Origin of the sequence: Flavobacterium chungangense LMG 26729, assembly GCF_000735715.2 — a bacterium.
Lineage (GTDB): Bacteria > Bacteroidota > Bacteroidia > Flavobacteriales > Flavobacteriaceae > Flavobacterium > Flavobacterium chungangense.
The window spans coordinates 187,363-210,205 of sequence record NZ_JASY01000007.1 but is presented as its reverse complement, the minus strand read 5'-3'; the positions used below and the strand labels follow the sequence as shown (position 1 = coordinate 210,205).

15 protein-coding genes are annotated in these 22,843 nt (G+C 34.5%); 6 read left to right on the top strand and 9 right to left on the bottom strand.

All coding sequences use genetic code 11. From position 1 onward, the window contains the following. Positions 1-5: 5 nt before the first annotated feature. Complete coding sequence (locus tag JE46_RS13580; RefSeq protein ID WP_031455837.1) at positions 6-866, bottom strand: hypothetical protein; 861 nt, start codon at positions 864-866, stop codon at positions 6-8. Positions 867-1,136: 270 nt separating this feature from the next. Between JE46_RS13580 and JE46_RS13575 the strand changes: the two genes are divergently transcribed. The 6 genes from JE46_RS13575 to cas2 all read left to right on the top strand — a co-directional run bounded on the left by JE46_RS13575 (position 1,137) and on the right by cas2 (position 6,906). After that, positions 1,137-1,571, top strand: a complete 435-nt coding sequence (locus tag JE46_RS13575) for a hypothetical protein (RefSeq protein ID WP_031455836.1) — start codon at positions 1,137-1,139, stop codon at positions 1,569-1,571. A gap of 752 nt (positions 1,572-2,323) precedes the next feature. Next, positions 2,324-2,983, top strand: coding sequence for a sensor histidine kinase (locus JE46_RS13565; RefSeq protein WP_236010699.1), 660 nt, complete (start codon positions 2,324-2,326; stop codon positions 2,981-2,983). After that, complete coding sequence (locus JE46_RS13560) at positions 2,973-3,617, top strand: response regulator transcription factor (RefSeq protein WP_031455833.1); 645 nt, start codon at positions 2,973-2,975, stop codon at positions 3,615-3,617. The genes JE46_RS13565 and JE46_RS13560 overlap by 11 nt, the downstream gene beginning before the upstream one ends. Before the next feature lie 466 nt (positions 3,618-4,083). Then, positions 4,084-5,514, top strand: a complete 1,431-nt coding sequence (locus tag JE46_RS13555; RefSeq protein WP_031455832.1) for an FAD-dependent oxidoreductase — start codon at positions 4,084-4,086, stop codon at positions 5,512-5,514. Between the two features lie 172 nt (positions 5,515-5,686). After that, positions 5,687-6,601, top strand: a complete 915-nt coding sequence (gene cas1 / locus JE46_RS13550; protein WP_031455831.1) for a type II CRISPR-associated endonuclease Cas1 — start codon at positions 5,687-5,689, stop codon at positions 6,599-6,601. Then, on the top strand, positions 6,577-6,906 hold the full coding sequence (gene cas2, locus JE46_RS13545) for a CRISPR-associated endonuclease Cas2 (RefSeq protein ID WP_031455830.1): 330 nt from the start codon (positions 6,577-6,579) through the stop codon (positions 6,904-6,906). The genes cas1 and cas2 overlap by 25 nt, the downstream gene beginning before the upstream one ends. A gap of 184 nt (positions 6,907-7,090) precedes the next feature. On the opposite strand, the gene cas9 is transcribed toward cas2, so the two are convergent. From cas9 to JE46_RS13505, 8 genes are all read right to left on the bottom strand, one after another. Beyond that, the gene (cas9, locus tag JE46_RS13540) at positions 7,091-10,474 is read right to left on the bottom strand and encodes a type II CRISPR RNA-guided endonuclease Cas9 (RefSeq protein WP_031455829.1); all 3,384 of its coding nucleotides are present in this window, start codon (positions 10,472-10,474) and stop codon (positions 7,091-7,093) included. 274 nt (positions 10,475-10,748) lie between these two features. Further along, on the bottom strand, positions 10,749-11,729 hold the full coding sequence (locus tag JE46_RS13535; RefSeq protein ID WP_031455828.1) for a M20/M25/M40 family metallo-hydrolase: 981 nt from the start codon (positions 11,727-11,729) through the stop codon (positions 10,749-10,751). Positions 11,730-11,751: 22 nt separating this feature from the next. Beyond that, positions 11,752-12,084: an L-rhamnose mutarotase gene (locus tag JE46_RS13530; protein WP_031455827.1), complete on the bottom strand. Its 333-nt coding sequence runs from the start codon at positions 12,082-12,084 to the stop codon at positions 11,752-11,754. 6 nt (positions 12,085-12,090) lie between these two features. Then, positions 12,091-13,146: a sialidase family protein gene (locus tag JE46_RS13525; RefSeq protein ID WP_157505925.1), complete on the bottom strand. Its 1,056-nt coding sequence runs from the start codon at positions 13,144-13,146 to the stop codon at positions 12,091-12,093. A 7-nt stretch (positions 13,147-13,153) separates the two neighbouring features. Next, a complete protein-coding gene (locus JE46_RS13520) occupies positions 13,154-14,842 on the bottom strand; it encodes a PNGase F N-terminal domain-containing protein (protein ID WP_035136583.1) in 1,689 nt (562 codons plus the stop codon). Between the two features lie 125 nt (positions 14,843-14,967). Continuing rightward, positions 14,968-16,557 (bottom strand): SusD/RagB family nutrient-binding outer membrane lipoprotein, encoded by a 1,590-nt coding sequence (locus JE46_RS13515; protein ID WP_031455824.1) that lies wholly within the window; start codon positions 16,555-16,557, stop codon positions 14,968-14,970. Positions 16,558-16,587: 30 nt separating this feature from the next. Continuing rightward, complete coding sequence (locus JE46_RS13510) at positions 16,588-19,917, bottom strand: SusC/RagA family TonB-linked outer membrane protein (protein ID WP_031455823.1); 3,330 nt, start codon at positions 19,915-19,917, stop codon at positions 16,588-16,590. Positions 19,918-20,173: 256 nt separating this feature from the next. Further along, positions 20,174-22,834, bottom strand: coding sequence for a glycoside hydrolase family 3 N-terminal domain-containing protein (locus JE46_RS13505; protein WP_031455822.1), 2,661 nt, complete (start codon positions 22,832-22,834; stop codon positions 20,174-20,176). Between the last annotated feature and the right edge of the window lie 9 nt (positions 22,835-22,843).

Sequence of the window (22,843 nt, the reverse complement as noted above, 5' to 3'; positions counted from 1 at the left end):
AAGTTTTATAAACTGGCAATAGAATTTTCAATTCTATTGATTCTGTTTGGTGTATTCGAACCCACAAATTGTCCATATTGATCTACATAATAGTCTTCTGTCGGAATTAGTCCTCCGTTGTAATATTCATATAAAATATTCTCGGTTAGATAATTAACAGTCTCAATTAGTTCAGCAAAAGAATGGCTTTCAATAGGTGCATTTGGACTTGCAGTACCTAAACTTTGCTGTGCTTGTCCTGCCTGAAATTGAGGATTATTAATTACGCCTCCCAACTGGTTGTACAAACCTTGTACTCTGGCAATATCCTGTGCTGCCTGTGGACGCAACTGAACAGGGTTATCCTGAACATATTGCTGGATTGCCGGCAAAGCTGCTCTTCCAGCATCGGCCAAATAGCGGGTTGTATTTCCCCACGCTTGCCCCAGTGGTGAAGGTGCTTGTCTGCGTCTGTTATTATTAGCTGGTCTTCGCTGTTGTTGCGGAGGTCCTTGTCTGCGTTGTTGCTGACGACTGTTGTCTAATGCAGCACTTCCTGCTCCTGCCAGATTACTAACCAGTCCACCAACCGCTCCGCCTATTTGAGGTGCTCCAAAATAAGTACCAACAGCAGTTCCTACTATTGGAGCCACTGCCGAAACACCGCGCAAAACTCCTGAACCAATACTGCTGGCTACATTTCCTAAACTTGACCAAAACCCTTCTGCTTCACTTTCAGACATTTGATCTACTCTTGATAAAAGGACATCTTCTAATTCACTTTCATTCAAATTAGCATATTCCGGTCCTAAAACATATCGTACAGCTTCAAAATAATTGTCTTCGCTGAATGATTCTCCTGCAAAAACTTCGTGATATAAACTCATAACTTTAGTATTATAATTAGCTCTTACTCTTTTAACTAGGCTTTTCAGATTTCACCTATCCATTTTGTGCACCAAATGAACGATGTAAAATTGATTTTATTTATTTTCCTACAAAACAGTGTTATAACCCAAATTTTTAAATAAATTTACCCTACAAAAAAAGGGTGATTTTCCCCTTTGTTTTTGTAAGAATTTAAAATAATTTTGCTCAAACAAAAACATTTAAAATATTAAATAACAATTAATTAACCCCTAACTATTAAAAAAATCATGGAAAGAGAACCAGAAAGACCCACTCAATTAATTACAAAAAGATTCGCGAAGGAATTGCATTTAAATTTTATGAAATACCGCGCCCGGGTAATTGCTAAATACATTACAAAAGAAGATGCCAATAATGTTTGGTTTTCTGTAGAAGAGCTTGAAAATTATATTCATTATATTAAGGCTAAAGGCAAGAAAAAAGGATATGATGTAAACGGAATCCGTTTTTACTATGGTGTATATCCAGATGAAAGAAAATATGAAGAAAAAGCAGGCCGGATGACCATTTTTTTAACACCCACAGGAACAAAAATCAGAAAAACTGCACCTGATGACATACAACCTTTTGCTTTGGTTCGTCAAATTGGTATCGAAGAAATACCAGGAATTGAACCAATGAATTACGGAAGTATCGGAAATCCTCCCAGCAAAACATACTAGAAGATTATGTTTGAATTTTTAAGATTTTATACTGTCTATTTAGCTTTATTTTCCGGAATTATCGGCCTAATTTCCTGGCACAAACTTCCTACGAATAAAGCTAAATTTTTAGTAATTTTGATTTGGTTTTCTGCCGCAATAGAAAGAATAGGTTATTATTTTACGGCATGGACAGGCATATTAAATTATTATGTTTTTAATTTTTATATGCTGGTCAGTTTTTGTGCTTTTATCTTACTTTTAAGGAGTGTTTTGTCCAAAACAAATTATCGAATAACAGGACTTTTCAGTTTAATACTGTTTATCCTTTCATTTTTTTTGAATATCTTATATTTTAAAGAAGATATTAACCAGTCATATACCTATAGTTTTGCCATTGGCGTGCTGTTAATTATGATATTATCCTGCTTATACTTAGTCGAAATTTTTAATTCAAACAAAATATTAAATTTTAAAAAATCAGTCTTTTTTTGGTACATATTAGGAATTTTAGTTTTTCATGTACCATTCCTGCCCTTTATGCTTGCTTTAAACTGGTTCCTGATCAAACATGACGAATCTATTTTTAGCTTAGTAGTGTTTATTTTAAATGTCCTGGCCCACAGCTGCTATATTATTGGATTCTTATGGAGCGAAAAGAAATACAATTATTAGTCATTTCGTTAAGTATTGTTTTTTTAACTTTACTGATTACTTTGCTTGTGATATTCTTTTATTTTTTAAAAAAGAAAAACAATTATCTGGTAGAGAAAATGGAATCAGAATTGTATTTTCAATCCGAGTTAATTAAAACCAGGATTGAAATTAAAGATCAGACTCTTAGCGAAATTAGTAAAGAACTCCATGACAATATAGGTCAGATAGTTTCTGTGGGTATTATGCAGCTCAATATGTATCTTAACAATGGGAAACCTGTCCTGGTAAATGAGCTTAATGATCTTAAAGAAATACTAGCCAAATCACTGGATGAGATTCGGATTTTATCCAGGATCATCAATAAAGACAATCTACTGCACAGCAATTTTATTGAAGCCATAAAACAAGATCTTGAGCGTATAAAAAAACTAAAAAACATTCCATACAATTATACCGTTACGGGAGAAATTCCCCAGATTGATCAGGAACATGATTTGTTTATTTATCGCATTTTTCAGGAAGCCCTGCACAACAGCCTTAAACATTCTCACAGTGATTTATTTGAAGTAGCCATTAATACAACTGATACTGTTTTTCGATTAAAAATAAAGGATTTTGGAATTGGCTACGATACCAGTCAGATAAATTCGGGATTAGGCTTAAACAACATGAAATTAAGAGCCAAGTTAATTGGAGCAATCTTAATAATGGAATCAAATTCATCAGGAACGACCGTAATTTTAGAATATCCTTTAACCCAAAACAATGAAACCTAAAAACAAAATTATTATTGTAGATGATCATCAGCTCTTTTCACAATCACTGGAACTTTTAATCAATAGTTTTAAGGATTTTGAGGTAATTAACCGATTCGAAAATGGCAAAGTCTTCGTTTCCTACCTGCAAGATCATGAAAATGCAGATGTCGATTTAATTTTACTGGATGTCAATATGCCGGTTTTGGATGGCGTTAGCACCATGAAATGGATTAAAGAAAACAGACCTGATTTGAAGGTAATCGCACTTTCTGTCAATGATGATGAAGAAATAATCATCAAAATGATTACGAATGGTGCAAAAGGTTACTTACTAAAAGATACTTCTCCGGAAATATTTAAGGAAGCCATGATTTCAGTTATTGAAAAAGGCTTTTATTTAACAGAATTAGTTTCGGGGATGCTGGTAAAAAAAGCCAATGATGACTCTAAAAAAATCAATCTGAAAGAAAAAGAAATTGTTTTTATAAAACACGCCTGTACCGAAAAAACGTATAAAGAGATTGCCTCAGAAATGTGTTTAAGTCCAAAAACAATCGACGGATACCGGGAATGTTTATTTGATAAACTAGAAATAAAAACCCGAATTGGATTGGTTTTATATGCAGTGAAGCACAAAATAGTATTGGTTTAGAAATTCTAATACACTCACTTAGTCCATTGGGTACAATACATAAGTCAAAACCTTATGAATTACACTGACTTATTTGCGACGGAATCCAATAGATTGCGCCATACAAAAGAATTGAAATCTTAGAGAAAACAACCTATAACCAATTGAAGATTTCAAATAATTAATTCTTTTTATATAATTGCTTTATGTTGTTAAACGATTAGGATATTTTTCAGTCTTAATCTGATGTCAAATATATCCATAGATGAAAATCTTTACTCCTGCTTCGGCAGAGACCTATCTTTTATAGTAACTTTGCGCACCTGTAAAAGCAAAAACATGGAAATATAACTTACAGATGTATCTATTAGAAATAAGAGTTATAATTATTTAGACTCTTGAACTCAGTATCAATAGTATCTGTGTTTGTTTTCTTATGTAAATCAAGATCCGGTAAAAAGTGGAAGTAAAAAAAGTGCAAAATGAAATGGAAAGCTGGACAATTTGTCCGGAATGCCAGGGACGCGGAAAAAAAAGTCGAAGGCTAACTAAAAAAGTAAGACTCCATTACCAAATCGCATTAGATGAATTTGAAAAAACTAATGGTAAAGGTACAGCACCTGTTCAGCCTAAAGGCAACTTATATTCATGCGTAAACTGTTCCGGAACCGGTCTGCTTCCTGCCCACAGGCCTCCTGTTGCAAATAAAGAGAATTATCCTCACGTGGCAATTATTGGCGGGGGCATAGGCGGAATCGCCCTGGCTGTTGCTTGTTTACACCGTGGAATCCCTTTTACTCTTTATGAGCGCGATAAAGACTTTAATGCCCGATCTCAGGGTTATGGACTAACATTACAGCAAGCCAGTAAAGCAATTCAGGGCTTAGGTATTATTTCTTTAAAAGAAGGAGTATTTTCAACCAGACATCTGGTTCATACTCCCGAAGGAAAAGTTATCGGTGAATGGGGAGTCAGAAAGTGGCTTCAGTCAGAAGAGAGAATGCCCCCAAAACGTAGCAATATTCATATCGCAAGACAATCTTTGCGATTCGCACTATTGGAGCAACTTGGTGGAAACGATAACATACAATGGGGACACCAGTTAATCGATTTTAAACATAGTGATGGTAATGTTCATCTCAACTTTCAGGTCGATGGAAAGATGAAGAGTGCCAAAGCAGATCTTGTAGTTGGAGCCGATGGTATTCGTAGTTCGGTCCGTAAATTACTTATTGGAGAAGATATTACTCCCCTATGTTATTTGGGCTGTATCGTAATATTAGGGATTTGCCCTTTGAGTGCTGTCCAAAATCTGAATAGTGCTTTATTAGATTCCGCTACTGTATTCCAAACTGCTAATGGCAATGAACGAATCTATGTCATGCCTTACACGGCCGATTCTGTAATGTGGCAGCTTAGCTTTCCAATGCCGGAAGATGAGGCAAAAAAGTTAAGTGCGAAAGGTCCTCAGGCACTCAAGGAAGAAGCCTGCCGAAGAACGCAGTGGCACGACCCGATTCCTCAAATTTTATTAGCCACCCAGGAAGCTTATATTTCGGGATATCCCGTGTATGACCGCGAATTACTCACACCGGAATTATTAGAGAACTCAGGACAAGTCACTGTGATTGGAGATGCTGCTCATCCTATGAGTCCTTTTAAAGGCCAGGGTGCGAATCAGGCGTTGCTGGACGCCCTTGCGCTTGCACGGGAAATTGCAAAAGGATGTAAATCTTTATCTCACTGGAAAAAAACTGGTTTGAGGGAAAGTGTATTAACCGGATTTGAATCCGAAATGCTGACACGCAGTGCCTCAAAAGTGCAAGATTCAGCTGATGCCGCAGAGTTCTTACATTCCGAAATTGTACTTCATGAAAGTGATACGCCCAGAAGATGGTTCAAGAAAAATAACGAGTAAAAAGTATTTACCTGATAGATTAGCTTATCTCTTTTTAGATAAGGTCAAAATTAAAACACGTGAATTAAGGAAAACCGTAAAAACAACATCACCTTAAAGCCTAAATTTAAAACAATAATTAAAGATACCTGTTGAAGACAATAACGGGGATGTATAATTTCAAGTTAAATTTATGCTAAAGAGAACCATTTTAATTGAAAACAAATTTTCTATAACAGCTAAAAACAATCAGCTTGTATTAAAATCAGAAATAAAGGAAAGCACTATTCCCATTGAAGATATAGGCTTTCTCGTTCTTGATCATAATGAGATCTACCTCAGCATACCGGCCATGAATTTACTTGTTGACAATAACACTTCTATCATTATCTGCGGAAAAAACCATCTTCCCAACGGAATGTTCTTAAACCTGAACAGCCATCATATTCAGCAGGAAATATTCAAAAATCAAATTGAAGCTTCCATACCTTTAAAGAAACAGTTATGGCAGCAAACCATAATTGAAAAAATTAAAAATCAGGGGCAGTTACTTGAAAAAATAACCGAATCCAAAAATAGTTTTTCATTTCTGGCCAGTAAAGTCTTAAGTGGAGATTCTACAAATATGGAAGGAGTTGCTGCACAGCAATACTGGAAATATTTCCCTCAGCCTAATTTAGAATTTGACGGAATAAAACGGGAACGATATGGCGACTATCCTAATAATTTCCTGAATTATGGTTATGCCATTTTAAGAGCTGCAACTGCAAGAGCTCTTTCCGGAAGCGGATTATTGAATACATTAGGAATCCACCATAAAAGTAAATACAATGCTTTTGCACTTGCCGATGATATTATGGAGCCTTTTCGTCCTATTGTAGACGAAAAAGTCTTTGAAATTATGCAACGTTTTAGTGAACAGGAACTAAACACTGCTATCAAATCTGAATTATTACAAATATTAACGAGAACAGTTTATTTTAAAGATGAGAAAAGTCCTTTGATGATCGCATTACAAAAAACGTCAAGTTCTCTCCAACAATGCTTCACGGGAAATCGAAAAAAAATTAAATATCCTGTACTATGGAGCTTAACGGATATCGAATAATGTGGCTGTTTGTTTTCTTTGATCTTCCCACAGAAACAAAAAAAGACAGAAGAAATGCGTCCGGATTTAGAACTAATTTATTGAAGGACGGCTTTTCAATGATGCAGTATTCTGTTTATGTACGTCACTGCGCAAGTAGTGAAAGCGCTGATGTTCATGAAAAGAGAATCCACAAACTACTACCGCCTTTAGGCAAAGTAAGCGTGCTACGAATAACCGATAAACAATTTGGCAATATTTTGAATTTCTGGGGAAAAGCAGCCGTGCCATCTGCTCCTCAGCCTACACAACTGGAATTGTTTTAGCCTAAACTGAACTAAATTATTATTTAGAAACAAAAAAATGCTTCAATCGTGGGTTATCAATCCAAAAAAGAAGCATTTTTTTATACGATATTTCAATTTAATCTTTTGATTATTAGATGGTAACAAGCCAACTAATATCGTGTTTTCTAATCTTTAATCAAATCACAACATTTTTAAAGTAGAATTACATTTTTGAAATTTTTCCGGAAACTGAAACTTTTACTTTGATTGGATTAAAAGAATCCCAACCTGTTTTACCTGAGCCAAATCCTCTTATTTGTTCATAAATAGGTGAAACTTTATTTTGAGATTCTGCATTAATAGACTGTCTAAATTCATAATATTTGGAAGACAAACTTTGAACCCTGTAAAAACTATCTCTTAAAATTTCATAATCAGGATTTTCCCAATTTACCTCATCTTCATTTAACCCTAATAAAAACATATCATTAATATGCAAAGTCGTAACTATTTCCTTGCCATCTAATGGCAATTGATAAGTTGGAAAACCTTTTCTTTTTCTTTCTACTACTGTCCAGAAAGTCACGACTTCTTCTTTTAAATTTCCTTTCTCATCTTTATAAATAAGCACGTGATGATTATTTCGTGGATTTACCCATTGATTTAAATTATCTTTTAACTGCTCGGCACCACCTATATTTTCTCTCATTCTAATTTTTAAAATTGGGACTGGTGCTCCACTTTTATTTGGTAAAAATATCTGAGGTTGCTTTACTCCATTTTCATCAACAACAAAAAATGTGTTTGCAGGAATAGTTCCTTTTACAAATCCTCCAATTTCCTGAATTCTTTTATGAATTAGCTTTCTAATAGTTTCGTCAACTACTTTTTCTAATTGCTTTTCAGTTGTTAAACTATCAATTGATTTCCTAACGTGAAATGCTTCCTCTCCATTAAAGTTTCGCTTTCCAAAAACAGTTTCTTTATGTAATTGTCCTCTTGCTGCTACTCCAATGTTTTTATGAATTACTCCGTTTTTTTCTACTTTATGTGTTCTAACAGTTACAATATTATTTAGCCTTTTGTGCGAAATCAATATTTTATCAACTGCTTTTTCTGCATCATAACGAAATGTTTCCCATGGCATAGGAAAGTCTTTTAAATCATAATTTCTATTATAACGATTCCATTTTGATAATTCCTGCAAATAACTTGTCTTACCACAAGCCATTACTAAAGCATCTATTGCATGATGACGATGGTCTTCACGAGTTTTAGCATTCTCATCATTTAAAACAGTATTTAAACCCCATTTTTGACGCAAATTTGCAGTCATCTGTCCAGGTGAAACAGCTACTTTGTTGCATATTTGAGTCAAATAGTTTTTAGCTTCCTTGCTTATATATCTTGTATCATTTAATTGTCTTGAAGAAAAATCATCATCAAACTTTTGTTGTACAAATCGCTTAAATTTTTGATATGCATTTGGGTATTCTTTCGTGTCAGAGAATAGTTTTAAGGCTCGTTCTTTTCGGGCAATCCAATCCAATTCATCATTTCCATAAAACTCAAATGGTGTTTTATCTCCCTTACGTCTGTTTTCATCAGCATAACACAAAGTTTTATTATTGAAACTGTCGTTTAATGAACGACTCCAAGGATGAATATGTTCGATTTGAACTTCACCAGTAAACAATTTAGCAATAGGAATTGGAACTCCTGTATATGCACAAGTTTGTTTACACTCTTCCCAAAGTTTAAATTTTAAAATATTATCATGAGAAACTCTGACATATTTTTCAACTTCAGTTTTAACTCTGTCATTTTCTCTTTCTAATCGTTTTTGATCTCTGCGAATTTTATTTCGTTGTGATTTAGATATTTTCAAATCACGAGCCATTTCAACTTTTATTTCGTCAAGTTGGCCGTGTTCATCAATTAATTCATTGACCAACTTACGCAATTCAAACAATGCATTAATTACAATAGGATTTCTAATGGCTTGAATTTCCTTGTCGGCATCCTTTCCAACGGGCAATTTTTCAAGCAATGATGCTACATCAATTGTTGCAGAATGATGATAAAGTTTTTTTAATTGTTTGTCGTTAAATTGAAATTCTTTACGAAGTAAATCCTTAATGGTATCTATAAAACCGCCTGAAATTTTAGACCTGACAATTCCTTCAATGTTATCAATTAAATCTAATTGTTTCTGATTATTTTCTGATGTGTCATTTTGCCATTTCTCGCCAAAAGTATTTTTTATTCCACCCATAACAACTGCAACATCATAGGTATATCCTTTTTGCATGAATGGCAAAATATTACCAATAGCTTTTCTACTTAAACTCGCATAACCATCTTTTACATTAAACTTTGATATTGCTATAGCTTGTTCTTCTGTGAAATTCCAGTTTTTAACAGCATATTCTTTAAGATTTGATTTACTGTCAAAAAAATATAAAACGTGCCAAATATCTTCTTGTTCTTTATCTGAAAATTCAAACCATTTTTTACCAAAGAATTTTTTATTTGACAGATTAGAAATAGTGTGCGTTCCAACTATTTTATCATCATCCTTATAATTGAATTTGAATTCTGCACTTTCTTTACCAATAGCTTTTCGCAATTTTTTGAATTCAATTTTATCTGACAAAAGTAATTGCTCAATCAGTTTATCTTTTTCCTCCTGAGATATTTTCTTTCCATTATATTCAACAGTGTTTACCCATTGATAAATTCTGAACATTTCAACAGGAACAGCACTTACCGGGCATTTCGTTTTTGTAGGTTCAAAGGAACAGTTACCAACTAAATGCTTTTGTGAACGCAAAGGTCTTTGATGAAACAAAATACCATCTTCTTTGTAATTATCCTGCTTTCTTCCTCCAAAAATTGTTTTTAAATCATAATTTAAAACCGAATGAAATTCTGCTTGTTTGTCCCAAATCAATTCAAATTCATCAACATACATTTTACGTGTGGTGTACCTGTTTCTGATTCTTTCCAAACCATCCTGAAAAGGTTGATTCGCTTTTGGATATATTTCATATAAATAAGAACCTAATGTTTTACCTTCAATACTTTCTAATGTATCATCAATTCCTATTTTTCCTTCCTTTGCATTTCCTTTAAAAATAGCTCCATCGTCATTACCTCCTTTTCTACTGTTACTTAAAAATCCACGTCTTTGAATTAAATGGTAAAAAATTCTGCCAATTTCTTCTAATGATAGTTTTTCGTTTAAGGCTTTTTTTCTAAGCTCATATGGATTTAATGCAAACCACTTTGAGAGTTTATCTGTTGGGAATAATTTTGTTTTTTTCCAATCCTCAAAATCATCAGAATTCATTGGACACATATTATTTTCAGAAAGCTTTTGTAGTAAAATTTTCTTTCTTAAACGTCTTCTAAAAAATTGACGCCGAACTCCTCTTGCACCAGTTCTACTTGCATTTTTTGACATTTCGTTATCGCCATCCCCCAGATTTTCAACTCCCATTGGAAATATTCTACTTCCAATACCTAATATTTTATTTTGAACATCATCAATCAATGCCCAACCAATTGAGTTTGTTCCTAAATCCAATCCTAAAATTTTCGCCATATCTCTTAAAATTTAAACCGAACGAAATATAGCACAAAATAAATTAAAGCAAATACGGTTTTCCTTATTCAAACCAATTTACTTTTTCTATATATTTGTAACTGATTAAAATTTCTAATCTTTAATCTTATCACAATAAGGCTATATGCCGTAGATGAAAATCTTTAGTCCTGCTTCGGTGGGACTTTTTTATTTAGATAAACCAGAAAAGGTATACCACGGTATACCTTTTAATACTAAGCTTTTTTAGTAACAATAATTAGTTAGATATTCCCTAATCCTGCTTAATAAAATACAGTTGCTGCAGGTCATTTGCAATTGACACTAATACATTGTAAATATATTGAGACACCAAAGCTCCTCCTTCAATATTTATTAAATCAATATCGTCTTCGGGTGTATGATATTGCGGGTGGCCTCCGGTATGAAATCCTACAGCGGATATACCAGCTTTATAAAACGAGACATGATCAGAGCCTCCCACTTCGCCAGCATGTACAACCGGATTAAGGGAACTGTTTTCTCCTAATTTTTTCATCAATTCTACTCCATCTGGAAACGTTCCTGCGCCTCCCATGTAAATTTGCTTCTCTTCATTTAACCTTCCCACCATATCCATATTCAACATTACTTTTACAGCGTCTTTTTGAACCGGTAAATGTGAGACAAAATATTTAGAGCCTAATAATCCTTCCTCTTCTCCGCTAAAAGAGATAAAAATAATACTTCTTTTAGGCTTGACTTTAGCATTTGATAATTCCTGCAATATGCATAGCAAAGCCGAAACTCCGGAAGCATTGTCATCTGCTCCGTTATGAATGGCGAAAGCTTCTTTCTTTTTACTGCCTGAATTTTGTCCGCCCCATCCCCAATGATCATAATGAGCTCCTATTACTATATATTCGTTCTTAAGTTTCTCATCTGATCCTTCTAGGTAACCCACAACATTTTGAGTCGATACACTATCTGATTTCATCTTGTTTATTCCTTCTTTCACAAAAAGTGTAAAAGGCTGATAAAAGTTGTTATCAAATTTTTTCAACCCGTATTTTTTAAAATATTTTTTGATATAAGCAGCTGCTTCATTATTTCCTGTAGTTCCCGGAAAACGTCCTTCTAACTTATCCGAAGAAAGGTATTTATCATGTTTATAGAATGTCTGTGCCAGATTGTTTTTTTGGGCATTTACAGTAATCCCTAAAAATAACAGACTGCCAAAAATGATTGTAATTTGTTTACGCTTAAAAAATTTCATAATTGAATTTATCGGTTGAAGTCTATTTGAGTTCGAAAATTTTATCCATTAAAAGCCATTTTTCTCTCGTTTTTGCCTGAGGAAGTGCTTTTTGAAATTCCCACATCAAAGTTTCCCATTCCTGAACTTTTGGATTTTCTGCATCCCGTTTTGCTTTTTCTTCGAATGAAAAATCAGAATTGGCCTCAATAATCATAAACAAACGATCAGCAACATTATAAATTTCAAGACTGATAATTCCGGAATCTAAAATGCTCTGCTGTATTTCGGGCCAGACGTTTTTATGAAATTCTATATATTCGGCAATTAAATCCGGATCATTTTTTAAGTCCAGAGCAAGGCAAAATTTTTGCATCTTTTTTTATTTTAAATCAAAAATTGTGTGTTTAATAAATTTACGATTATAAGTATATAAAACATGTACTTTTTTATCTGAAGTCCGGATAATGGCCGGGTAACTGAATTCGCCTTCTTTTTGATTTTCCAAATCAAATAATTTGCTCCAGAACAGACCATCTTTAGAATATTCTACATCAAGGACATTTCTTCCGTTAAACCAGTCTTTTCCCATCTTTAAAGGGTTATTAACCAATAAAAAAGATTTATTGGATAAAGTCACTGCATCTACTCCCGAATTCGAATTCACAACGTTGATACTGTCTGTTTTCTGCCAGGTTTTACCATTATCTTCTGACCAGCTTGAAATTAATTTATTGTGCCTGCTTCGTGATAAAATCTGAATCTCTTTAGCCGAATGAACTAAAAAAGTGGGCTGGATGATGTCGAAATTTTTCCTGTCATTAATATCCGTTATTGTCCAGCTGTCTGTTGCTTCGGTATACGTTTCTATGAATACTCTCCATTTATTATCATCGATACTTTCAGTGCTGCTTCCGCACAAAATAACTCCAGCGGTCGTTTCAATTGGTTTATTTCGAATTGGTCCTAATATTCCTTTTGGAAGATATTTTGCCTCACTCCAGGTGTTTCCGTTATCTTTAGAAACTATCATAGCACCAAACCATTCTCTCGGGTTCTTGCCGACTTTATAAAACAAATATAATTTTTGAGCTTTACTTTTAAATAAAACCGGATTCCAGCAAGGCAGGGTATCACCATCTTTAATTAGTGGCTCAATAATTTTTTTAGGCGCTGACCATTTTTTTTCTTTATAGGAAGAAATATAAATACTTACATCTTTTGCTCCTTCATGTTTTCCGCCAAACCAGGCAGCCAAAAGAACGTTAGGCTCTATTTCAACCAATGTTGAGGCGTGACTCGCTGTTGTAACAGGATTTTCAGTAATATAGCTTTGAGTAATATTAACAGCTTCCGGATTAGTTTGTAATGAACTGCAGGAAAAAACAGTTAGTACTAATAGCAGGATTACATAATTAAATTTTAAAATTATTTTCATTTCACAATTAATCTTTCAATTCGCCCACCAAAACTCCTGAAACATTCCAATGGTTTGTACTCGGACCTTCATTTGGGCCTTGTTCTATAACTACTTCTATTATATGATTACCTTTTGGCAGCTTCAGCGGAATAATATAAGGAGGGGTTAATGTTCCCGGACACCAATTTGACCTACTTAAATCACTGGAAGATAAACCATCAGAGAAATTCCCCGAAGCCGGATTAGATAATCGATAGGTTGCACAATCAGTTCGCCAGGGAATAATTTTAAAAACCTCCTGACCATCAACAAACACTTTATTCATTCTTGGTACAAACTCATCTCCATTTCCCCAGCCTCCATGACCAGTTGTGGTATACAAAAGCTGTAAATTTTGTAGATTTTCCTTAATTTCGAAATTTACTTTTAAAGTATCATTCGCAAAAAGACCTCCGTAATTCTGACCTGACATTTCCATCGTATTTACTGTTGAAAATAAAGGTGCTACGTACTTTTTCTTATTTGGTTTCTCTTCGTTATTTTTCATTGATGGATAAGCATCGAGTTCGAGACTTATTGTGTGACCTCCAGCATCATAATTACCAATAAAAACACCAATCCAGATTTCATCTTCATCGGTAGGAATAAGAGAAGTGACGTCTTCTTTATAAACAACGTCTTTTGCCCAGTTATAATTATTTATTTTTCGTTTATCATTAAAATAATTAACTCCAAATGGCGTAAAAAACCGGAGTATTTCTATTGCCGGCGTATAGTCTTTTTCTTTTTTAATTCCCTGATATTTGTTTTTTTTATTATCTGTATAAATTGGTAATTTATCTAATCCATGTAAATAAGCATCTAATAACGTAGTCGTATTTTCCTCTTTTTTTGCTGGGATAATAAATACTGAACCAGTTCTGTCATACGCATCACCAGTAGACTTACTGGTTAGTTTTGCAAAAATGGCACTGCTGTTTTTTAATTCGGGAGTAATTTTTATTTTTTTTAATACGACACTTCCTTTTGAAAAATGATACACTTTATCTGTTGCAAGTTCCGATTCTTTAGGAATAACACGATTGGGGTCAAAATTTAAAATTTCATTATCAAAAATCCTTAAGACTTTATACCTTGAATTTATTGCAATTTCCTCGAATTCAGATGTAGTAACAACCTTGGTTTTATCATCATAATTAAGCTCAGGAATATATTTGTTTTCTTTATTGATGGCGCTAGCGATAAAAGCATAATTCCCATTAACAACAAGTTGTAAAACAAGCGCATTTTTATTGGGTAAATAACTACTATTTGGGCTTCCTTTTACAGTTGTTTGTTCAGTAAACCAAACATCTATGGTATTAGAAAAATAGGAAAATGTAGCATGTTGACATTTATACCCCATTATTATTCGGGTATCACTATCAAATTTAGGTTTAGGCAAGCTGTCAAATGGAATTATTTTTTTGAAAACAATATTTCCATCCTTGATGGTGGTAACGTTGTAATTGTTTTTTAAATCGATGTATTGTTGTATTTTATCTGTTGGTTTTGATAAAAAAACCATTTGATTGTATACATAGATTGCGATATTCTCGCCTGTTTTTTTTCCGTTTTCAAATTTATCATACTTAATTTTATATACCTCTGATTTGGTTTGAGCAACGAGTACTAAAGAAAACAACAACAATATGGTATTGAAAAATTTTATCATGTATTTACAAATCATTTATTATCTAATTTTTGACAAATATTAAACTGGAAAAAACAGAGGTAAGAATTACATCTTACCTCTGTTTAAACTTATAAGTGCTTTAATCGCACATTATTATTGGAATTTTACTTTATATCCCAGAATATTTTGGTACTTAAATTATCATTTGCTTTTACAGCATTATAATTATCCGGATTATAAACACTCTCTGAAGTTGGATATGTCCAGCGTGTTGGTGGTGTTTTTCTCACACTGCTTGTTTCATCTTCACGGAATGTAAGAGCGGGAAGTTTCAATCTTCTTTGTTCAGCCCAGGATTCATCAGCCTGCATTATATTGTAATGAATGTACTTTTGAAAAGCAATTAATTCCAATTGAGCTGCAGGTGTTGTAGCTCCTGCAAAGTTTATAGCAGCAATATAAGCATCAACTTCAAGTGTTGTAGGCTCTACAGTTGGTTTCCAGTTCAAAACATCAGCTTTATCAGCTAATCTTACATAATACTCTACAGATTGTCTGATCGCTTTTTCGAAATGTGTTTTAGCCGTTGCTGAATTACCATTTCTTGAATAGTACTCGGCAAGAATGAGGTTTACTTCAGGAGCATTTATTAATGTTCCCGGCAACCATTTATTTCTACTGAGAACCGAACGATTGTAAACAGCAATCTTACCATCAGTTATTAATTGTGTCTGAGCCCCGGATGCCAATGCAGGATCCAGTCCTTCATAAGTAGGAGCCACTATCACTACGTTGTTCACTACACGTGATCCTCTTTCAAACAGCCAGGATTTACGAGGATCATTATTTGCATTCATGTGATCAATCATTGCTTTTGGAGCAAGATTATTTAAATCATCTTCTAAAGCATTAATAAAACCTGAAGTATCTAAATCAGTATCCTGAGTATAAACCCTGAAAGCAATATTTTCGGAATTTTCATCTACAATTTCTCCAGCAGCAATGATTTCAGCCATTTCAGTATTTGCTCTTGTTGCAAAAGCAGGAACTGCAGAAACTCTGTTCAAGATTTTTAAGCGCAAGGAATTACAATAGTTTTTCCAGCTTACCAGGTTTCCTTTGTTGATCAAATCCTGATTTTGGAATTCTAATGCCACACCAGCAGACAAAGTAATAGTATTCAATTCAGTAGAAAAAGCTTTCAATTGATCCAACATAAGGGTATATAGTTCTGTTTGGTTATCATACTTTGCTAATGCAGCACCATAATTACCTCCTGTTAAACTAATTTTACCTGCCTGAGAAAAAGGAATATCTCCATAGTTATCAATCATTTTTTGAGTATGATCGTATAAATAAATAGTTGAAGTAATGGTATAGATTCTATTTTCAGTCTGCGTAGCAGCAGGCAAAGAAGCCATCACTTTTTCCAACTCTCTATATTGAGCCATAAACTTATAAAATCTATCCCATCTGTTCACTGGTGCAGCTCCTGAAACATAGCGCCCGGATGAATTTACAAATCCATGTGCCTGCGTGTAGCTAAGAGAAGTAGATTTTAGAACTGTATAATAATTCCAGTAAGAAGGAATTACATCCTCAAAGTTAATTTTCATGAATCCGGCAAACTGTTTAGGTACAGTAGTTGTTTCAACCGTAGACGGATTAGTATACGCATCTGCAAAATCGTCTTTTGAACAAGAGCTTAAAAAAACTGCTGCAGTTGTTAGCGATATATATAATAATTTTCTCATGTTATATTTTTTAAATTATGAAATATCAAATTAAAAAGATGCTCTTAACATACATCCAATACTTCTGGTAGCCGGATTGGTTCCCGCATTGTTAATGTTTTGAGACCATTTAGAGCCTGCAGTAGTTGCTTCTGGGTCCATATCCTTAATTGACCTGTAGATAAAGAATAGATTACGTCCATAAGCTGAAAAATTAACTTTAGAAGCACCAATTTTACTAGCCCATGCACTTGGCAAACTATACGATAAGGATATTTCTCTCATTTTTATATAATTATTTTCCTGAATATACAATTCATAACGTGAGCTGCTGTATTGAGGTCCTCCCCAGTTATAAGTCATGTTATAGTAACCTGCCTGAGATATTACATTTGTATTTGTTGCGCCATCTGCTGTCACACCATTCATCAACATACCATCACGATATAATGTTTGACCGCCTGGTCCACTTGTAGCACTATTAGGAACCTGAACACCCTTACCATTAGCATCTACAAAATAAGTCAGACCACCACGCTCGTTAGTACTGTAATTCAAACTTTCTTCCGTCAATCCTCTTGAAGTCATCCAATTAACCCCAGTTGGCATCAAATACCCTCCATAAGAATAATCAATATTAACATCTAAAGTGAAATTTTTATAGGTGAATGTGTTCAATAAACCTCCCACACCTTTAGGCATTGCACTACCATATTTTTGCCATTTATCTCCATCAATCATATAAAATCCATCGGAGTCAACCATTTTATTACCATCGGCATCTGTCTTAACAGGGTGTGCATAAATACCTCCCATTGGATCACCTACTACTGATTTTAACTGAGCTGCTGATCCATCATAGTCAGCATGTAATAATTCAGATGCACCGTTAGCCAATTTCACCACTTTGTTTACATTTTTGGCCCAGTTTAAAGTAACATCCCATGAAAAAGATGCAGTTTTTATCGGAGTAGCGGTTAAAGATATTTCAACTCCCTGGTTACTCAATTCTCCAACATTCGCTAAAATTGACGATGCTCCTGTTGTAGGCGCCAGTGTCAAATCTAAAATTTGATCATAAACCTTTGCATTGTAGTACGAAACATCCAATCCCAATCTTCTGTCAAAGAATTTGGTTTCAAAACCAAGCTCATATTCATTTTTCATCTCAGGTTTTATACCTTCATTACCATAATTATTCATAGAGTTTGTAATCAACACAGGAGTAGTTGTACCCTGATTACCCAGTGTCGTTTGATTGAAAGCTACGTTAGCCTTATATAGCTCCGGATAGTTACCCACAATACCCCAGGAAGCACGTAGTTTTGCATAACTGATTACTTCAGGTAATTTAACCGCTTCTGACAATACAAAAGAGGAGTTTACAGAAGGATACGTAAATGCATTATTATTAGGATTCATAGTAGAAGTACGATCTCTTCTTAATGTTCCTTCAAGGAACAAGTAGTTTTTGTAGCTACCATTTACAGTTCCAAATACAGCGTCCTTTACAACTTCATATTTTGTACTAGTACTTTTTGCAGTGTTTACTGAAGAATTCATATCATACCAGCCTTCAACACTCAAACCACCATCTGTAAATCTTGCTAAAGTAGATCCCGTTTCTTTTGTTGCCGTATAACCAGCTGAAGCACCAATTTCGAAAGCTTCATTAATTTTTTTGTTGTAAGTCAACATCACATCTCCATAAAGAATATTATAGTCTTTAGCATCCATTTGATAAGAACCAGTACCAAATCCATAAACCAAAGGCCTTTCAACCGGGTTTTTAGTTTCTACATTTACTGATGTTAAATCAGTAGAAACACGACCACGTAATTTCAAATCTTTATGAATCGTATAGGTTTCAGTAACACTGGCAATCAAACGATTTGTAATTTCGTCTTGTTGATTTGCATCTGTATTCCAAAAATAATCAGCAACATCTGCCTTGAAACCATTACGAATGATATTTTCATCTGGAGTCAAACTTTGATTTGACCCGGTAACATATTTGTATCCTAAACTGGTTCTGTATTTAGCTTTGTACCAATCACCATTATCAAACGGACTTATCATACCCGTAAAGTTATTGATCAATCGATCCATACCAATAGCACGGTTATGAATATTTTGATTCATATAGCTCACGATCACATCAGTTTTCAAATTTTCACCAGTTTTGAATGATGCATTAAGGTTAAGTGTATTCTTTTTATTCATGTTCCCCATACTCAACCCTTTTGATTCATTGTGGGTGTAAGAAAAACGAATACTGCTATTATCTGTATTGTTAGAAAGCGCGATGTTTGTTACTCCATCCCATGAATTTTGGAACATGTTTTTGTATCCGTCTTTTTGAGCCGAATAAGGACGAACAACCCCATCCCATGACATAATTGGCTGACCATCGAACCAAGGTCCAAAGTTATTAGTACTGGCTGAAACACCTCTGGTATCGTTAATTCCATCATTATTTGTATCATAATGAGCAAAACCATCAGGTGCTAAGTAGCCAGAAGAATAATTTGCATTTGTCCAGCCCGGACCTCTTTCATATTGAAATCTTGGTAAGTATGCAATTTGGTTTTGTGCATAACTGGTACTAAAATCTACACCAAGCCCTTTTTTACCTTTACCGGATTTAGATGTAATCAATACAACTCCGTTTACGGCTTCAGAACCATATAATGCAGCTGCTGAAGCTCCTTTAAGAATAGATATACTCTCAATGTCTTCAGGGTTAATATCTGCCAGACCATTGCTTCTAATACGCTGATCACTCCAATAATCATTATTTTTAGCCTCTCCATCACGAATTGGGACACCATCTAAAACAATAAGCGGTTGGTTCTTACCTGTAATAGAGTTAATCCCACGAATCTGGATATTGATATTTCCAGCTCCGCCAGGAGTAGAAGTAATACGCACCCCTGGTGCTTTACCATACAGAGCATTAGCAACGGTAGGTGAACCTGTCTTAACGATTGCCTCAGACTTAATCACACTGGTAGCATACCCTAAAGCCTTTTTCTCTTTAGACTGACCAAGTGCAGTTACAACAACTTCTCCTAATTGCTGACTGTCTGCACTTAAAGCTACATTAACAGTCGTCTGTCCTGAAACAGGAACTTCTTTTGTAGCAGAACCTACATAAGAAAATATCAAAATTGCAGATTGATTGGGAACAGCAATGCTGTATTTACCATCAAAATCCGATGATGTATTGGTTTTAGTCCCTTTGACATTCACATTTACTCCTGGAATTGGCATTCCTTCAGCATCTGTGATTGTTCCTGTTACTGTCGCTGTTTGAGCCTGAAGGTTTTGAAAACCGAACAAGAAAAACAAAAACAGTAATTTTAGTACGTTTTGATTCATAGTTTAAATTGTTTTTTGAGTTAATAACATGTTAAATTTAAGAATCCATTTTGTTAACTAAATCATTATTTCGACAAATGACATCTTTCAAAAGGTGTTGGGCAAAATTTTGGTCAAAACACTTTATTTTACCACTAAAATCTTTACTTTTTTGGAAGTAGCAATATCATAATCTTTGCGATTTGTTAATTTCTTAAAAGAATTATTTACAAAAAACTTAAAACGTTAATTATTATACATCATCATTGCACAAAGATTACTTTATAACCTTAAAATTTAATCTTAGCAGATTTGTCGAATTTCCTCCAACCATTACTTCAAAGTCGCCCGGCTCAACAACAAACTTCATTTCCCTGTTATACAGACCTAATTCGTCCGGAGTAAGTATAAATTCAACAGTTGTAGTATCTCCTTTTTTAATATTTAATCTTTTAAAACCTCTTAAAGTTTTCTCAGGAGTCGTTACAGAACTGTAAACATCATTCACATACAATTGTACCACTTCATCTCCATCAAAATTTCCAGTATTTTTTACATCAACAGAAACTTTTACTTCTCCGTTTGGTTTGATTTCGTCAGCACTGATTTTCAAATTTGAATATTCAAACTTTGTGTAACTCAATCCATAACCAAAAGTGTATAAAGGATTTTCGCTTTCGCTAACGTATCTATGAATCGCAGATGGTTTTTGGTTATAATATATAGGTAACTGTCCTACTGATTTTGGAACTGTAATTGGCAGTCTTCCACCTGGATTGTAATCTCCAAATAAAACATCTGCTACAGCTCTTCCTCCTAATTCCCCAGGGAACCATCCTTCTAAAACTGCAGGAATGTTTTCGGCAATCCAGTTTACAGAAAGTGGACGTCCGTTTAATAATACACAAACAACCGGAGTTCCTGTTTTTTGGATGGCTTCGATTAATTCTTGTTGTATTCCGTGTAAATTCAAATCAGCAACGTCTCTGTTTTCTTCTACTAATTCGTTAGATTCTCCTAAAACTACAATCGCAACATCTGCCTTTTTTGCGGCATCGATTGCTGGCTGCATGTTTACTTTTTCTAAGTTCCAACGCAAGTGCGCTCTGGCCCCCCAGCCGCCTTCCCACATTTCAATGCGGACTTTGTATTTCTTTCCTGCTTCAATATTTTTTGGAGTTGTTACGATACTTGTAGCACCTTTTGTCCAATTGTCAATAACCAATTGATTGTCAACCCACATTCTGATTCCGTCATCAGAACTCAAACCTAACCAGCCGTCAAATGATTTGTCTGATTGAATGTAACCTGTCCAGCGAATAGAGAAATCATCCACATTAACACCATCACCAGGAGCCCAAGGCCAGTCAAATTCTAATTGGCTGTCAATACGAGTTAAAGCTGGAGTTCCTTCAAGATTTCTATTATTGAAATATTCTCCTTTTAATCCGTTTTGAGATCCGTCTGAAGTAAATAAATATTTTGATGGAATAGCCTGTCCTTTAACAATCAGCGGTACTCCTTCTTCGTAAACCACATTCGCTGTTTTACCAACTAACTGTTGAACACCTTCAAAAACTGTAACTCCAACACTATTTTTGGGAGAATAACCTCCAAGTCTTGAGGCATTTGCGTTTGGCCCGATAACAGCAATGTTTTTAAGATTTTTACTTAATGGCAAAATATTGTTCTCATTTTTAAGTAAAACCATCGATTTTTGAGCTGCTTCTAAAGCAACAGCCTGGTTTTCTTTGGTATGAAAACGCTCTTTAATCAGATTTTTATCTGTGTACGGATTTTCAAATAATCCTAATAAGAATTTTAAACGTAAAACTGCTCCTGCTGCACGATCAATATTTTCTTGAGTTAATTTTTTCTCATTTACTAATTCAATAATGGTGTTTTGCCAGAATTCATTTGTAAAATCATAAAACTGCATATCAACTCCTGCAGAAACTGCTTCTCTAATACTTTCTTTTGGAGAATCAGAAACTTTGTGTGTCGTCTGAATGTATTTAATCGCTCCTAAATCAGAAACTACAAGTCCTTTAAAGCCCCATTCTTTTCTCAAAACATCCGTCAATAACCAATGATTTGCCGCACAAGGAATTCCGTCTAACTCAGAATACGCACACATGGTTCCCAACGCACCGCCTTTCATAAATGCTTTTTGGAAAGAAGGCAAATGGTCTTCTCGAGCCGAACGTTCTCCTACTAAAATCGGAGAAGAATTTCCTCCTGCTTGCGGAATACCGTGAACAGCAAAGTGTTTTGGCTCAGCAATAATAGAACGATCCGATTTTAAATCATCTCCTTGAAGTCCCTTGATGAATGCCAAACCAATTTCACTATTCAAAAAAGCATCTTCTCCGAAAGTTTCAGCAACCCTTCCCCATCTTGGTTCGCGTCCTAAATCTAAGTTTGGACCAAATCCAAAATGAACGCCATGAGCTCGGGCTTCCATACCAATCACTTTTCCAACTTTATCCAATACATTCACATCCCAGGTTGCACCAAGTCCGATATTCATTGGGAAAGCCGTACTTCCTTCATCTAAATAGCCGTGAAGCATTTCGCACATAATCAATGCTGGAATTCCCCAACGGTTTCCTTTGATTACATTGGTTTGCAAATCATTAATCATTTTTGCCGAACGCGGATAAAGATCATGAATCGCTCCAATTCCTAATTTGCCGATTTTTTCTGCCGATTTAGATTTTGCAAAATCTTCTTTATCTTTAAAAAAGTCACCTCTGTACATATCCATCTGACGCACTTTTTCTTCAAGTGTCATTCTGCTTAACAAATCTTTTACCCTATCTTCTACCGGCATTTTTGAATCCTGATACGGGTATTTTTTCTGTGCATAGTTCTGGTTAAAAAAACCTACAGCCATTACGAGGATAATGGCTGTCTTTTTAATTCTTACTTGTAACATAGTAGTGTG